Consider the following 15,954-nt stretch of genomic DNA (forward strand, 5'->3'; position numbering starts at 1 on the left):
CGTGAGGGTGGGAATTATTCTCCTCCTCCTTTTTTCTTTTTAAGCAGCCCCTTCAGTTTGTCGGCAGCCTCCTCTTTCACTTCTTCTTTCTTCTCTTCGACTTGTTCTTTCACTTCTTCCTTAGCTGCCTCTTTTTTCTCCTCTACCTCTTTTACAACGGCTTCTTTCTTTTCTTCAGCCGCTTTGACAGCCTCTGCTTTTGCCTCCTCTGCTTTTTTTGCAGCTTCTTGTTTCTTTGCATCCATTTCTGAAGCTATCTTAGCCTTGGCAGCATCTGTGGCGGATTTGCCACCCTCGCCCGCATCTACGCTTTTCAGTGTCACTTTTGGATCATCATAAGTGCCACCAACGCCGAAGTTCATCACAATATTGGAGGAGATAGCAGAACTCACTCCTGTGACAGACGCTATGGCCTGATTGGCTGCGGCAGATGCGGCACCGGCAGGCACGTTCATGGCCATTACGTAGTCCATTGTGCCATCTATACCATTACTTCCGGCAATCGTGGTTTTATATTTGCCTACATTCACATCGAAAGGCTTCAGCCACACTCTTCCGTCCCTAATTTCGGCTTGCATAATCACGTCTTTCAAACTCAATGTCCCTGAGTCATCACCAAGTTTTGAAACAGACGACAAAGAGGTCAGCACTTTAAGGTCATTTACTTTGCCCTCAGCGACTTTCACCACACCCTGGCCCAGGATAGACTCCATCACAGGCATCATATCCTGACCCAAAGCGCCCGCCATAACAAAGTCTGTTGAGAACTTGCCTTCCATCTTCTCAGCTATTGGCGCCAGTTGTTGAACTGTTGTGAATGTATTATACGCTGCTTTGATTGACATATCGGTGATTGAAAAGTCAAAGGCAAACACGGGCTTTTCCAGGTCACGGCTATCGTACTCCCCGTCCATAGCAAACAGACCATCCATCAAATTGAACTTACCATTGTCAAGTTTTACCACACCATCTTTCACAATGATATTGCCCTTCATGTTTTTGATCTCCATGTTGTCATACAACAGACTGGTAATACTTGACCTAAGAATGAAGTCGATATTCTTTGGCACTTCCACTACTTCAAGTGCAGCCGTGTCGGCCTCCACAGTGGCAGTGGTGTCTTCGTCGGTCATCCACTCGTTCAGGTCAAACGAGTTGGAAGAAAAGTTCAGCTCGCCTTTGATGGTTTCATCGTTCAGCGCATAGGCCATGTAGTTGGTAATGGCGCCGGTCATGGCCATGTCGCTGCGACCAAGCGTAGCGTTGAACTTACTCAGGCGAACTTCTTTTGGATTGAAGCTCAGTTCAGACTCAGAAATGGCAAAGCCCTGGGGCAGGTCAGCGTCGGCATAGTAGAAGTTGCTTACGGTCATCCCTCCGCTGGTGGCCAGCTTGTCGTATCTCTCGGCATCTACATCCGACATTTTACCTTTCGTCTGCATGTTGGCAGCGATTTTGCCTTTCAGCTCCATGCCCTCCATTGGAAAGATTTGCATGATTTTCTCTAGGTCAATACCGCCATTTACTGCCAAATCCCAGGTATAGTCATCCAGGTTTTCAAACCTTAGTGTTGATTCAAGCTTTTCGCCATCTACCAACATAGTGAATTTGTCCATCAGCACCACCGTTTCAGCCATCTTGCCGCTTTCGTTTTTGATGGTAGTATGCATATTCATCTGTTCCATCGGTATCGGATACTCCGCATATTTGATGAAACCATCGGCCAGCCCCATTTCCATATCAATTGTCGGAATCGTGTTGGCAATGCTGTCATAAACGCCCTGAGATTTGGCATTCATACTAAAAATACCCTTCATCTCAAGACCTTCCATAGGGAACATAGTGGCCAGCTCACCTAGATTCAGTTTTGCCTGAATGTCGGCTACCATGTCATAGTTCACCAGGTTTTTGATAGTCAGTTTAGCATCAACGGGATTATTGCCGAAGTCAAGATGAAATTGCTTGATGTCAACCAGCGTATTGTCTATGTTGCCATCAGCACAGTCGATCAACATATCAACATTCACATTGCTGACTGCTGAGGGCAGTTCGGGATATTTGAAATTACCGTCGATTACCTTCATGCCGAAGTTGAATGCTGGCATTTGAGTGTCGTTGTAGATGCCTTTAACAAACCCGCTGAACTGGGTGTCGCCAGAGGCTGTCAGCCCGGTGAAGCTATCACTGTACATACCAGGCACAAGCGACAACAACGACTTGAAGCTGTTCTCAGGCGACGAAAAACTAATGTCCATGTCGTATCCCTCCTCTGGCATGGCAAAATACCCGTCAAAGTTGAGTCCGAAATCGTTGAGCGACACCACGTTGTCTTTGAAGGTAAATTTCATTTGGCCCAAGTCCATATTCAGCGCCATGTCGGCTTTGAGCCTTTTATCAGACATATATTCTACGCCGTCGTAGGAAACAACTAAATTTTCTATTTCTGTGTAGGTGCCCATATCAAACACCTCCAGCGTAAAGTCGCCGCTTCCAGTGTGGTTCATTCCTTTCATTGCCATGTAGAAAGGTATCGTGGCGTCATCATAAACGATGTTGCCATTTTTGATTTCCCATTTGTCGATGCCAAACTGAACATCGCCACTTTCTGTTGGAGCTTCTTCGGCAACTGGTTCCTCAGAGGGCTTGGCGATATCATAATTGGCTTTGCCATTGGCCAGCACCTTCACGTAAATATTTGGCTCGTTGAGGTACAAGCCGCTGATACGGTAGTTGCCGTTGATCACAGACATGATGTTGACCACCACGTCGACCTGGTCAACTGCAGCAAGAGTGTCCTTCTTAAACTCATCAATGCCAACCACCCCCAGGCCACCGAGTGTTACAGTTAAATTGGGAAAGTTTTTAAAAAGTGTAAGGCCGAACCGTGACTCATCAAAATACACTTTGGCGTTAACATTCTCTGCAATTGCATCGTCGAGCGCCGCCTTAATATCATCTTTATAGATGACCGGCAGTATGGCTGCCGCCAAAAGCACGACTACAATGAATCCACCAACAATCAATAGAAACTTTTTCATGGCTGAGTGATTTTAAATTCGGAAAGGACAATTACCCGTATATATTACGTTTTCGTTTGAAGTAATTAGATGCAAATTAACAATTTAGAATGCTGAATGATAATAACGAGGGGATGATTTATTTATGATGTTTATGCATCAGCATCTATTGATTTTATAATTTTCGCAAACAATGATCTTTACACCCAAAATAATCTTCAGAATACTGCTATGGGCGCTCTTGCTGGTCGGCGGGGTAGTACTGTGGTTCAACAGTGGGTTGTTTGTTGAGCCAACCACAGTGAACCAGCGACACCAGTTGCTGCTGAAAGAAATCGAAGCTTTGGGCAAGCTGGAGCTGGTGAAGTACCGGATGCAGGATGTAGTGGAAATAGAGAGGCTTAGCAAGCGCTACCTGGATCTGGGCATTTTCAGAATTCAGGACGGTGGCGACTCAAGGGCGGTGCTGATTGCCGCCGGAGAGGCAGTAGCATGCATCGATCTTTTGAAAGTGACGACATCGGACATTATCGACGGAGACACGCTGGTGATTCAACTACCAAAACCGGAGCTTTGCTACCACAAAATTGACCACAGCAAAAGCAGGTTTTACGACTTAAAAAGGGGCATTGGTCTGGAAGACAAAGAGTTCAACCAGTTTATTGACACTGCTTACGCTCAGGCAGAGGCTCAGATGATGAAATCTGCCCTCGAGGGTGGTATCCTTGAGGAGGCAGAGGAAATGGCTTACAAAATTCTCTTGCCGCTTCTCAATAAAGTTGCGTCCCGGCCTGTAATCATTTATTTCAAAGAGGAGGACGTTATCCGCTTAAACTAAGCCTGTTGAAAACTCTCTACATCAAATGAATCTAGACTTTCAGGAAAAAGAATTCCGCCAATACACCGAGCAAGCGGTATCCATTTACTTCGACTGGTTAAAGCACCTCCGAGCTTCCAAAATCTATCACAACTATACACCAGCGCAAATTCAGGAGCGATTCAATGAAACGCTGCCAGAGGAAGAAACGCCTATGGAGTCGCTGCTGGCCAGTGTTGGCTCCGACGTTTTCGAGATGTCGAACTTCAACCCGAGCCCCAACTACTACGGGTACATCACAGGCGGAGGCAATCAGGTTGGCATGCTTGCTGAATTTCTAAAAGCTGGGTTGAACCAAAACAACCTGAAGTGGCACAACGCCCCCGCCAACTCCGAAATGGAGAAAATAGTCATCAAATGGCTCTGCCAGTTCATGGGTTATCCTGATGACAGCGCAGGCGTGCTGGTGAGTGGAGGTTCGGAAGGTAACTTCCTGCACCTGGCTGTGATGCGAAAAGTGATGGGGCCTGCTTCTCTTTCTGAGAAGGGCCTTTATGGCCAAAAACCTATGACGGTCTATGTTTCTAATCAGGGTCACTCCAGCTTCGACAAGGCCATGGACCTGCTGGGCATGGGAAAAGAATACCTTCGGAAAATCCCCGTCGACGATCAGTTTCAGGTAAGGGTTGATTTGATGGAAGAAGCCGTTCAGAAAGACCTGAACGAAGGCTTATTGCCTATTGGTGTAATTGGCATTGCGGGCTCCACCAACAATGGCGCCATCGACAAGCTCAATGAACTCGCAACACTTGCCAAAAAATATAAATTGTGGTACATGGTAGACGCTGCCTACGGCGGCCCTGCGGCTGGCACCGCTGTTGCTGGTCATCTTTTCAGGGGCATGAGCGAGGCTGATGCCGTTCTTGTGAACCCACATAAATGGCTCTATGTGCCCTTCCAGGTGGCCGCTGTTATTGTGAGAAAAAAAGAGCACCTCAAAAACACCTTCAGCCTGGTGCCCGACTACCTTCGGGGCGGTTCGAAAAAAACGGAGCGAGAAGACCTGATGGATTTGACGCTACAGCTCACCAAAGATTTTAAAGCGCTCAAGGTATGGATGACGTTCAAAGCCTACGGGGCGAAAAAATTGCGACTAGCAATCGAGAATGATATTGCGGTAGTGAGGTATTTCCAGGGGCTAGTGAATGCCTCCGAAGATTTCGAAATGCTGGGGCCGGCCAATTTGTCGATAGCTACCTTCCGTTATGTGTCGGAGAACGATGGAATAAAAAGTAACCAGGCAAGAGTTGACGCAGTAAACGAGCGGATACTTGAACTGATTGAAGAAGATGGGCGTATCTTTTTTGCTGGTACCCGTATTGATAACAGGCCCGCTTTGCGCATCAACTGCAATAATTACAGAAGGACAAAAGCCGATATTGACTTTTTACTGATGGTACTGAGAGAATTGGGGGAGAAGGCACTGTTGAGATCCGTTTAGTCGATTTTGCATTATATTTGTCTTACATGAAAACAATTACGCTCAATCTTCCGGAAGAAACCGACGAGAAAGAAGTCAAAATGATCGTTGCTTCATCACTCTTCGAAAAAGGGATATTGTCATCTGGCCAGGCTGCCACCTTTGTTGGCATCTCCAAACGAGAATTTATTGAAACCGTTGGCAACTACGGAGTGTCGATTTTCGGAGAAACAGCAGATGACCTGAAGAAGCCGTTTCCCAATGGCTGAGATTATTATCTCCGACACAAGCTGTCTAATTGCTTATCAACGAATTGACAGGCTAGACATCCTTCAAAAGTTATTTCATGAGGTGATCATTACTGAGCAGGTTCTCTCAGAGTTTGGCTATGCTGTACCTGAATGGATAAAGGTCAAATCAGCGCCGCCCCCGTTTAGTCATAGCATTCTTGAAACGCTCGATTTGGGAGAAGCAAGTTCAATTTCGCTTGCTCTAAAAACACCTGGTTCAATTCTAATCCTTGACGAGCGGAAAGGAAGGAAAGTTGCCACCGACCTGGGCCTGGAAATTATAGGATCAATAAGAGTCCTCCTCCTCGCAAAAGATAAAAAGATTATTCCAAGTGTGCGTGAGATGGTGGATCAGCTTTCAGAACACAAATTCCGATTTTCCACACACGTCGTCAGGCAGCTTTTGATAGAGGCAGGAGAAGCATAGCTACACCGCCACCATCACCCTCTTATAAAACTTCTCAATAGAAGCGCCAATGGCTTCCCATTCTATAAGAAAGCCATCGTGCCCATAGAGCGAATCGATGATATCCAGCGAGGCATCGTCGACATGAGAGGCCAAAAACACCTGCTCATCTATTGGAAACAAAATGTCGGACCTGATGCCAACAAAGTGTGAGTTGGCTTTTATCTGTGAAAGTGCTTTCTCTATGCTGCCTCTGCCTCTGCCTACGTTATGTGAATCCATCGCTTTTGATAGCCTCCAGTAGCTATAGGCATTGAAACGCTTCTTCAGCTTTTCTCCCTGGTACTGCTGATAACTCGACGCCAAATAGTCATCCGTTTTCTCTGTTGTGTCCTCCTCCTGGGTTCTTTGGTAGGTGAGGTAGTGCCTGTACGAAAGCAGGGCGATTGTTCTGGCAGTCTTCATTCCCTCAAGTCCTGCATCCGGTTTACTTTCTTTAAAGGTAGCGTCGTTCGCAATCGCCATCCTCTGCGACTCGTTGAAAGCAATGCCCCAGGGTGAATGGTGGGCGTTGGTGGAAACCCCGATGAGGTTCTCGAACACGTCAGGCTCAATAATGGCCCACTCCAGTGCTTGCTGCCCTCCCATAGAGCCGCCAATGAGGGTGTGGACTTTTTCAAAGCCGAGGGATTTTCTTAATTGAATAAAAGCGCCAACTATGTCTCTATTGGTGGGCGTGGGAAAATCGTGAAAGTAGGGCTTGGCTGTCGAAGGGTTTTTATCGAGTGCATTGGTTGAGCCGTAGCAACTCCCCAGCATATTGGCACATATCACAAAAAACTTCTCAGGATCATACACTTTACCGGGCCCAAACAACCCTGGCCACCACTCTGAAGGATTAGAATTGCCCGTAAGTGCATGACATACCCACACAACGTTGTTCCTTTCGGGGTTTAGCTTACCAAATGTCGTATAGTGCAAATGGTACTCTGTCAATTCCCGACCGGACTCAAGTTTCAATGGCTGGGTCGATCTGTATAATTCCTCGGTTATTTTCACTAAGTCCTCTTCTTTTGGGTTAAAATTCCTCCCGGCCATTGGATGTATAGCCGGGAGGTAAGTCATCAATTAACCTGTATATATAATTAACTAAAATTTACTTTTTAAGCTGGTCAAAAGCCTGTATCAAGTCTGCTTTAATGTCATCTACATGCTCGGTACCAGCCGACAGTCGCAACAAATTAGGGTCAACCCCAGCTTTTAGCTGCTCCTGCTCGCTCAACTGTTGGTGCGTCGTCGACGCCGGGTGAATAATCAGGGTTTTCGAGTCACCCACGTTGGCCAGGTGGCTCACGAGTTTCAATGAATCGACAAACTTTTCTGCGTTGGCCTTACCTCCTTTGACTTTGAATGACAACACACCACCAAAGCCTCTTTTCAGGTATTTCTTGGCCAATGCGTGGTATTTGCTGCTAGCAAGTCCCGGGTAGTTCACGCTTTCAACCAGAGGATGTTTCTCCAGCCATTGCGCCAACTCAAGGGCGTTCTGCACGGTTCTGTCTAGTCTTAGAGAAAGTGTCTCAATGCCCTGGAGCAAAAGGAAAGAATTGAATGGGCTTATGGCCGGGCCGAGGTCACGTAAACCTTCCACCCTGGTTCGGATAGCAAAGGCAATGTTGGGCAGCCCCAGTGGGTTTCCTTCACCAAACACTTCCCAGAAGTTCAACCCATGATACCCTTCAGATGGCTCCGAAAACTGCTTGAACTTTCCATTGCCCCAGTTGAAGTTTCCTCCGTCAACGATGATTCCTCCTATACTTGTGCCATGACCGCCTATCCACTTGGTGGCAGATTCAACCACCACGTTCGCTCCGTGCTCCAACGGTCGAAACAGATAGCCACCGGCGCCAAAGGTGTTGTCAACCACCAAAGGAATATTATGCTTCTTCGCTACTGCTGCTATCGCTTCAAAATCAGGGATATTGAATTCCGGATTGCCTATCGTTTCAAGGTAGAGGGCTCTGGTATTTTTGTCGATTAGCTTTTCAAACTCGGCCGGTGAGTCATTTTCTACAAACCTCACGTCAATCCCCAACCTCTTGAAGGCAACTTTGAACTGATTATAAGTGCCTCCGTACAAGTGGTTGGTAGATACCAGGTTTTGGCCTGCTTCCAAAATGTTGTGCAAGGCCAAAAGCTGTGCGGCCTGGCCCGATGCTGTTGCCACTGCAGCAACACCACCTTCGAGGGCCGCTATTCTCTTCTCGAAAACATCCGTTGTCGGATTCATGATCCGTGTGTAGATGTTCCCAAATTCTTTCAGGGCAAACAGGTTGGCACCATGCTCAGAGTTTTTGAATGTATAGGAGGTGGTTTGATAAATAGGCACCGCCCTCGACTGTGTGGCTGAATCTACTTCCTGACCTGCATGTAATTGCAGTGTTTCAAATCTTAATTGTGACATATTATATGGTGTTTTTAAATTGAAGTTGAATTAAAAAATTGCCTGTAACGGGTTGGCTCCCTGGCCAATAGTCCGTCGTTTGCTGCTAAGCGACAAAGGCAAAAGCGCCTAGCAGCACATACAGCAACAACAGCAGGCAAAAGCCGCCCTGATTGAAAAATTTAATACATGAAATGTGTGAGCCGATGACCGGCCGTGCGATGAGATAGCGACTGTCGCTAGAAGAGATTCCTGATTTTTCATTTTGCTCTCAATTTATATTCTCCGCCAACCGGCGGATCAGGATTTAGCACCTTACCACCTTGAGTGGCCGGTTGCTAGCGCTTCATAGAGCCTGTCTCTCCACGCTTCTTTATAAATCAATTGCTAAGAATTGACTTGAAGGCACAAACGTAGATACGGCGAATTATGTTTCCAAACATTTTGTAGAAAATTTCCTGAGCGCTGATTTTGAAGGTATAGCCTCGAAAATGAAGCATTTTATTTTGTGCTCTCCTGACAATTAACTCAAATGCGGTCTTCTAAATATTCATATTCAGCTATATTTGGGCCCGATTAAAATGAAAATCATGAGAAAGAAGATTGTAGCAGGAAACTGGAAAATGAATAAGAACCTGGAAGAAGGACATCAGCTAACTTCCGAGGTGGTTAACATGGTGAAGGATGAAGTGACCAGCGACGTGCAGGTGGTTTTATGTACCCCTTTTGTTCATTTAAACTCTATCAGCAAACTTTTGACAGGAAGTAAAAACGTAATGCTTGGTGCCCAAAACTGTAGCGAACATGCGTCAGGTGCTTACACAGGCGAAACGTCTGTTTCGATGCTCAAGTCTGTCGGCACTCAGTTTGTCATCATAGGCCACAGCGAGCGAAGAGAATACTTTGGAGAAACAGATGCTCTTTTTGCAAAAAAGGTTGATGCGGTGCTTGCAGCTGGCATGACTCCTATTTACTGCTGCGGAGAGAAGCTGGAAGTGCGTGAAGCCAACGATCATATTAAATTGGTAACTGCGCAGGTATCAGAAGCGCTTTTTCATCTTTCAGCAGATGCTCTTCAAAAAGTAGTGATTGCCTATGAGCCTGTTTGGGCTATCGGAACCGGTAAAACAGCCTCCTCTGCACAAGCGCAGGAAATGCATGCTGAAATCAGGGCTCACCTGGCTGGAAAATATGGCAAGAATGTTGCCGAAGAGATTACTATACAATACGGCGGCAGTGTGAAGCCGGACAATGCAGTCGAGATTTTTGCCCAGCCCGACGTGGATGGCGGACTGATCGGTGGCGCTTCTCTGAAGTCACGTGACTTTGTCGACATTGTAAAAGCAATGAAGTAAATGAACATTTTCGTTTTCCTCGGTTTAATTAGTCTAAGCCTTTCTTCCGTTGACGAACCAATGGTTGCTGCAGATCAGGATTTCTGTGGTGTTTATGGTGCCATATACGTGGAAACAGACAGAAGAAGGGCTGACTACCTGGTTTTTGAAGATGAAAACGAAGCTTTTGCCGACATATTGATTTTCAAGGAGAGCAGCAGGGTTTTTGCTGACAGGCAGGGGATTTGGTACTTCACCAAAAACCGGGGCCTGGCCGACTTCACGATATATTATGTCAAAGAAAAAGGCCAGCAACACTTTTCTGTTAATTTCACTGATACCGAATCATTTGCCGGCTGCAGATAGGCAGTTAACCACCCTAATCCAGGTCAACTATGGACTTTATCGAATTGCAAATTAAGACCTCCAGGGATCTTGCAGATATCCTCATAGCCGAGCTGGGAGAAATTGGCTTTGACACCTTTGAGGAAACTGACGAGGGGTTTAATGCCTACATTTTGGAAGGGAGCTTCCAAGAGGCTGACGTCAAAGAAATTATTCAGAAGTATTCTTTCCTTGGCATCGCCAGCTACGAAACTGTAAAGATTCCAAAGGAGAATTGGAACCAAAGCTGGGAAACAAACTACCACCCCATCGAAATCCCAAGTCGCTGCAGGGTCAGGGCTTCTTTTCATAAACCCGACCCATCTTTTCCGTTGGAAATCGTTATCAACCCAAAAATGTCGTTCGGCACAGGGCACCATTCCACCACCTATCTCATGATGGAGTTGCTTCTTGATAGCGACCTAAAGGGAAAGTCGGTGTTTGATTTTGGTACTGGCACCGGCATATTGGCCATTTTAGCGGCCAAACTCGGTGCTGCGCACATCGACGCCAGCGACATCGACGAATGGTGTATAGAAAACGGCATGGAAAACATCGCTATTAACGATTGCAGTAATATCAAAATCCAGCTAGGCACTGTAAAGGAAGTAAAAAAGAACCCTTCTTACGACCTGGCCATCGCCAATATCAATCGAAATGTGTTGCTGGAAGAAATGTCAGACTATGCCGCTGTGCTTCCGGAAGGCAGCAAGCTGTACCTAAGCGGCTTCTACGAAACTGACCTACCAGTAATTGAGGAAAAAGCCTCGTCACTTGGCCTCAGCAAGACCACCCATAGGGTGCGAGAGAAGTGGGTGGCTGCTGCTTTCGAAAAAAAGGCGGTTGAATAGATAGTAACAGGCCCTCATTTTTCGTTACCTTTGAAGTTATGCAGGTGTTTTTAAGGGAACGGTTATCTCTAAAAATGAGATTCTTAGCAATATTGCTATTGCTGTCCTCACATCTATGGGCTCAACAGTTTACCTTTTCCACTGACCCTAACACATTCGGGCAAGATTTATCAAACGGTATAAGACAGATTGACAATGAAGGTGCGGCCAAGATCGCCGCTGACTTTGTCACCGTGTGGAATTCGGGTCAGATCAATGCCGACCAGAAGAAAATTATTATTGATATCGCCGTCAAAATGCGGGATCGGAGAATGCGCACCTACCCATATTTCGAGTTCTTCGGTGCCTACATAGCCTACGCCATTCAAAAGGAAAATATCAGCTCCACCGAGCTCACAAATCTTCTCAAGATCAACAATCAGGTAGTCGACACCTATCGCAACAAGGAGTACAGCGAGTTTTTGCTCATGCTCAATCAATTTTTTGCCCGAAGGGCTTTGTACTACACCAAATACTTCAAACTATATGCCGAGGGAGGCACTTATGGCTTTGAATTGGACGAGGCAGAGCCGGCCTATGTATTGCCTGCTGAGGAGCCCCCGATCGAAGAGGAAATCCCGGCAGATAGCGGCTGGGGAACGTCCGACAGCAGCAACGATGGTTGGGGCACACCCTCTAATAGCGGATGGGGCAATGACTCAGGATGGGGTAACGACCCGGTAGCCGAGCCTGAGCCGGTTGCTGATGCTTTTGTGGCAGAGGTAGTTAGTCAAGCACTACTTCCCGAAGTGAGTGGGCCTGTGATAAAACTCAACAATGTGAATTTCAGGTTAGTAACACCCTATGACTCCGTCGGCATCCAAAACACGTCGGGCTCGGTTGTCATCCACGACAAAGTGTTTGTGGGCACCGGGGGTAAATTTAACTGGCCCGGCGAAGCAAATGGTGCGGAAGCCGCCTCAGTTACCTTTACTGATTACAGCTTTGAAATCACGAAACCAAGAATAAGTGCGGAGAAGGTCAGCCTCAGCTTCCCTGCCTGGTTTGATGGAGAAGCAGAGGGAATTTTCGACTTTAAGAGCTATCAGAGAACCGACAAAGAGGAGCTGTATTTTCCTCAGTTTACTTCCTACTATGCCGACATCACTTTAAAACTTAAAGCCCCAAATGCTACATATACCGGGGGATTTTCCATCATAGGAAATAAATTTTACGGCACATCCGCCCTTAAGCGACAGTCTGTGCTCAATATCAGAGACGACTTCGGCCGTTCTTTCACAGCAAGGGGCGTCAAGTACGCCTTCGAGGACTCCCTGATAACGTCGGACAGGGCAATGGTCACCATTTACCACAACGGTGATTCGATCTTCCACCCTCAGAATAAACTGGTTTTTGACGAGGGCAAAAACCTGCTCACCTTATACAGAGACCAGAATAAATTCAAAGGCACACCCTATTCGTCATCGTTTTTCCTGATGGACTTCAGTGCTGATAAAATCAGTTGGGATTTGAAGACCGACAGCCTCGATATCTCTATTATGAATGCCCGAAACCGTATTCCTGCGGTTTTCGAGTCTCAAGACTATTTTAGTGAAAAGCGGTTCTCAATGTACCCGGGTTTGTTTGGTTATCACCCCATCATGGCTGTGGTTCGGTATGCAAGGAATTCAGGAGCAAGTGAGTTTTACCTCCGCGACATGACAACTGCCTATAAGCTCGACTACAACCAGGCGCTGGCAGCAATGAATTTCCTTTACCAAAATGGCTTCATCAATTTCCAGCCTGAAACAGGCTTCATAAAGGTGAAGGACAAATCTTTTCACTATATTCTATCTAATCAGAATAAGAAAGACTACGATAATCTAATCTTGCCTTCTCTTACTGAGCGGTATCCGAACGGCACCCTCAACTTTGGCACCAAAGAGCTCACGGTTAGAGGTGTAGACAGGGTGTATATCACTACTGACCTGAAGGTTTACATGGAGCCAGACAGTGGCGTGGTAAAAATTCTCGAGGGTAGAGATTTGTTATTTAATGGAATGGTGAATGCCGGAGATTTCGTTTACAAAGGAAAGGACTTTCAGTTTCAGTATGCCGACAACCTCTTCGCCATGCCGACTATTGACTCTATCAGGATTCAGATACCGGTGCCTGACTCACTCAAGGTTGAAGGCGGTGAAGAAAAGACAGCCTTGCACAACCATCTCGAACTCACCTCCGGAACCCTCTTTGTAGAAAGCCCCGATAACAAGTCAGGAAAAAAGCAAAACCTCCAGTATCCTTACTTTACTTCCGATTCCGAAGCCGTTGTTTTCTTCGACTCTAAGGAGATTCTTAAAGGGGCTTATAACAAGACAGTCAGGTTTGTGATACCGCCATTCGAAATAGACAGCTCCAACAGAAGTGATGGAGCAAGTATAAGTTTTGAGGGCACCTTCTATGCAGGAGACATATTGGAGCCGTTTGAGGAGAAGCTTGTTATTCAACCTGATAAGTCGCTGGGCTTTGAGCATAAAATACCTGAGAGCGGTTACAAGCTGTATGGGGGCACCGGAACACTCTACAACAACCTAAGCCTGAGCTACCAGGGCTTGAGGTCAAATGGAAAGATTGACTACTTAACGACCACCGTATACTCCAACGACTTTATTTTCTACTTAGATTCTACTTCAGCCATCGCTCAAAATGGCGAAATCAGACCGGGCAACTTAGGGTCGGCCTCCTTCCCACAAGGTATAATGGGAGCCCTGAGAATGAAATGGCTGCCCAAAAAAGACAGCATGTTTCTCAAAAACATCGGTGACCCCATTGAGCTGTACAATGGCACGGCCAAGCTTCAGGGGGCTGCGAACATTACTGCCAAAGGGGCCTTTGGGCTTGGTACGCTGGAGACACGAGGATCGAGGGTAAAGTCGAAGCAGTTTAGTTTTTCGGAAACAAAATTCAGCGCCCGCCACGGAGCGTTTGAAATTTTGACTGACAACCCTGAGAAACCAGCCATGGCTGGCGAGGACATTGCGTTGAATTTTGACCTTGCAGCAAATGTGGCAGACGTTCACCCTGAAAAGGCTGGTGTGGCGGCTATTGGCTTCCCTTATGCACAAATGAAAACGTCAATTACCAACGCTATTTGGAACCTAAACGACCAAAAGATTACGATGAGCAAGCCGGCTAATGTTGCCATCGAAGACTCCTACTTCTACTCAACCCGACCAGATCTGGATTCGCTGGCGTTTAACGCAACAGCGGGTATTTACGACATCAACCGCTACGAGTTGAACCTGCAAGGCATTCCGTACATCACAGTGGCGGATGCGGAAATCACGCCGGAAAACGAAGAGATTACGATCCTTGAGAACTCAACACTGCAGGAGCTTAAAAATGCTATTGTCAGGATTGACACTGCCAATCGTTACCATACCCTGACCAACGGACTCATCACCATTGTCGACAGAAATAAATTCACTGGCAGCGCTCTGTATCAGCTCGTCAATGCGGCGCAGGACACTTTTACGATCAAGTTCAATCAATTTGAGCTTCAGAATGTGCCCATAGCCAAGAACAGGTTCAAGACGATGACGGTGTCGGAAGGCGAAGTGCTGGAAGACCAGGATTTTGTGATGTCGCCAGGGTTCCTGTACAAAGGTCGGGCTAAAATGTATGCAGACAGGAGGGCGCTTGAGCTGATTGGCGGGGTGAAGCTCGACTGGAAAAAAGAAAGGGACTCTCAGTGGATCAGCTATACTAACAAAACTGAAAATCCTGAAGTGCTTGTCAACTTTGATGCCTCGACGGCTGAAGCGGGCCAAAAGCTAGTCGCCGGTCTACACTACGATTCATTTGATGACATTATATACCTGACCTACATTAACGACAAAAACGACCCGGCGGACTTTGACCTTTTCACGCCTCATGGCATCCTTTCTTATAATCTCGAAGGCGATTTCTACAAAATAGAGGACAAAGCCAAGTCAGACGGGAATTCCTACGCTGGCAGCACATTCATTTACTCCGAAAGCACCAACAGCGTGATCTTTGAAGGCCCCGTAACCTTTATAAAGAACAGCCCGGATTTTACATTAAAGGCATCTGCAAAAGGTATTGGCCGACTCGACTCCTCTTACTTTAAAATGACGGCTTTTTTAACGGCCGATTTCAAAATTAGCCCTGCCGCAACCGACATAATGACAAAGGATCTGGTTGACATTATTGAGCGCCTCGGGGCTCCACAAGCCAATAGCATACAGGGTGACTTGGTTTATCTCCTCGCCAATCTCACCAGTGATCAAATTGCCAAGAGCTATGAAAACAACTCTTTGAAAAATTACGTGCCATTGGTGTCTATTTCACCAGAGCTTCAAAAAGCGCTGTCTCTCTCGGAGGTAAACTTGCAGTGGAATGCTACTCACAAGGCCTGGTACAACGATGGAAAGATTGGCATTTCAAACATTTTCAGAAATGACATAAACGCAGTAGCTGATGGCTTTGTTGAAATCAAGAGAGACCCCCTCGGAGACATTGTAAATATTTTCATCATGTTTTCAGAGGCCACGTGGTATCACTTCAGGTTCGACCAAAACAGGCTCCTGATTCTCTCTTCCAACCAGCCGTTTAATGAGGCCATAAGAGGTTCATCCACATTAGAAAAAGCTGGGCTTGGTGCTTTTGCTCTTGGGCTTGGAGAAGAGGCTGAAACGATGACTTTCATCAACAACTTTCGCAAAAACTATTACAACATTGACAAGCCGTTCAAGTTACAGTTCGCTACTGACCCTGCCTTTGGGAAGGACAGCTTCGATACGATAGAAAAAGACAAGGACGGCTTCTAGTACCTACAACTGTCAAGATAAGCAAGCCTATTCCTAAAGTTCGATCTGGTTGCAACGTCTTTTCCACGCCACCATTGACAAATGCCATTGATACATAGCAGAT

The 15,954-nt window shown here is 46.4% G+C and carries 11 protein-coding genes and 1 riboswitch; of the genes, 8 read left to right on the plus strand and 3 right to left on the minus strand.

The window, feature by feature from the left end; genetic code table 11:
* Positions 1 to 14 precede the first annotated feature (14 nt).
* Entirely contained in the window at positions 15 to 3,038 is a 3,024-nt protein-coding gene (locus AAC052_RS11735; RefSeq protein ID WP_339813438.1) for an AsmA-like C-terminal region-containing protein, read from the minus strand.
* Positions 3,039 to 3,210: 172 nt separating this feature from the next.
* Here AAC052_RS11735 and AAC052_RS11740 point away from each other — a divergent pair, with 172 nt between their 5' ends.
* The 4 genes from AAC052_RS11740 to AAC052_RS11755 are packed head-to-tail and all read left to right on the plus strand — an operon-like array spanning position 3,211 to position 6,031.
* The gene (locus tag AAC052_RS11740; RefSeq protein WP_339813440.1) at positions 3,211 to 3,855 is read left to right on the plus strand and encodes a DUF4230 domain-containing protein; all 645 of its coding nucleotides are present in this window, start codon (positions 3,211 to 3,213) and stop codon (positions 3,853 to 3,855) included.
* Between the two features lie 25 nt (positions 3,856 to 3,880).
* Positions 3,881 to 5,335, plus strand: coding sequence for an aminotransferase class I/II-fold pyridoxal phosphate-dependent enzyme (locus AAC052_RS11745; RefSeq protein ID WP_339813443.1), 1,455 nt, complete (start codon positions 3,881 to 3,883; stop codon positions 5,333 to 5,335).
* Positions 5,336 to 5,361: 26 nt separating this feature from the next.
* Positions 5,362 to 5,583, plus strand: a complete 222-nt coding sequence (locus AAC052_RS11750) for a UPF0175 family protein (protein ID WP_317489061.1) — start codon at positions 5,362 to 5,364, stop codon at positions 5,581 to 5,583.
* Positions 5,576 to 6,031 carry a DUF3368 domain-containing protein gene (locus AAC052_RS11755; RefSeq protein WP_339813445.1) on the plus strand — a complete coding sequence of 152 codons (456 nt, stop codon included), beginning with the start codon at positions 5,576 to 5,578 and terminating at the stop codon, positions 6,029 to 6,031. The genes AAC052_RS11750 and AAC052_RS11755 overlap by 8 nt, the downstream gene beginning before the upstream one ends.
* Here AAC052_RS11755 and metX read toward each other — a convergent pair whose 3' ends face one another.
* Positions 6,032 to 7,135, minus strand: a complete 1,104-nt coding sequence (gene metX / locus AAC052_RS11760) for a homoserine O-acetyltransferase (protein ID WP_317489063.1) — start codon at positions 7,133 to 7,135, stop codon at positions 6,032 to 6,034. It lies immediately after the preceding gene.
* 31 nt (positions 7,136 to 7,166) lie between these two features.
* On the minus strand, positions 7,167 to 8,474 hold the full coding sequence (locus AAC052_RS11765; protein ID WP_317489064.1) for an O-acetylhomoserine aminocarboxypropyltransferase/cysteine synthase: 1,308 nt from the start codon (positions 8,472 to 8,474) through the stop codon (positions 7,167 to 7,169).
* 252 nt (positions 8,475 to 8,726) lie between these two features.
* Positions 8,727 to 8,835, minus strand: a riboswitch (SAM riboswitch).
* Between the two features lie 208 nt (positions 8,836 to 9,043).
* Between AAC052_RS11765 and tpiA the strand changes: the two genes are divergently transcribed.
* The 4 genes from tpiA to AAC052_RS11785 all read left to right on the plus strand — a co-directional run bounded on the left by tpiA (position 9,044) and on the right by AAC052_RS11785 (position 15,851).
* Positions 9,044 to 9,808, plus strand: a complete 765-nt coding sequence (gene tpiA, locus AAC052_RS11770) for a triose-phosphate isomerase (protein WP_339813446.1) — start codon at positions 9,044 to 9,046, stop codon at positions 9,806 to 9,808.
* Complete coding sequence (locus tag AAC052_RS11775) at positions 9,809 to 10,153, plus strand: DUF6150 family protein (RefSeq protein WP_339813448.1); 345 nt, start codon at positions 9,809 to 9,811, stop codon at positions 10,151 to 10,153.
* 29 nt (positions 10,154 to 10,182) lie between these two features.
* Positions 10,183 to 11,022: a 50S ribosomal protein L11 methyltransferase gene (prmA, locus tag AAC052_RS11780; protein WP_339813451.1), complete on the plus strand. Its 840-nt coding sequence runs from the start codon at positions 10,183 to 10,185 to the stop codon at positions 11,020 to 11,022.
* 74 nt (positions 11,023 to 11,096) lie between these two features.
* Positions 11,097 to 15,851, plus strand: coding sequence for a hypothetical protein (locus AAC052_RS11785; RefSeq protein WP_339813453.1), 4,755 nt, complete (start codon positions 11,097 to 11,099; stop codon positions 15,849 to 15,851).
* Positions 15,852 to 15,954 lie beyond the last annotated feature (103 nt).

This window comes from uncultured Imperialibacter sp. (assembly GCF_963974565.1).
In the GTDB taxonomy this organism is placed as follows: domain Bacteria; phylum Bacteroidota; class Bacteroidia; order Cytophagales; family Cyclobacteriaceae; genus Imperialibacter; species Imperialibacter roseus.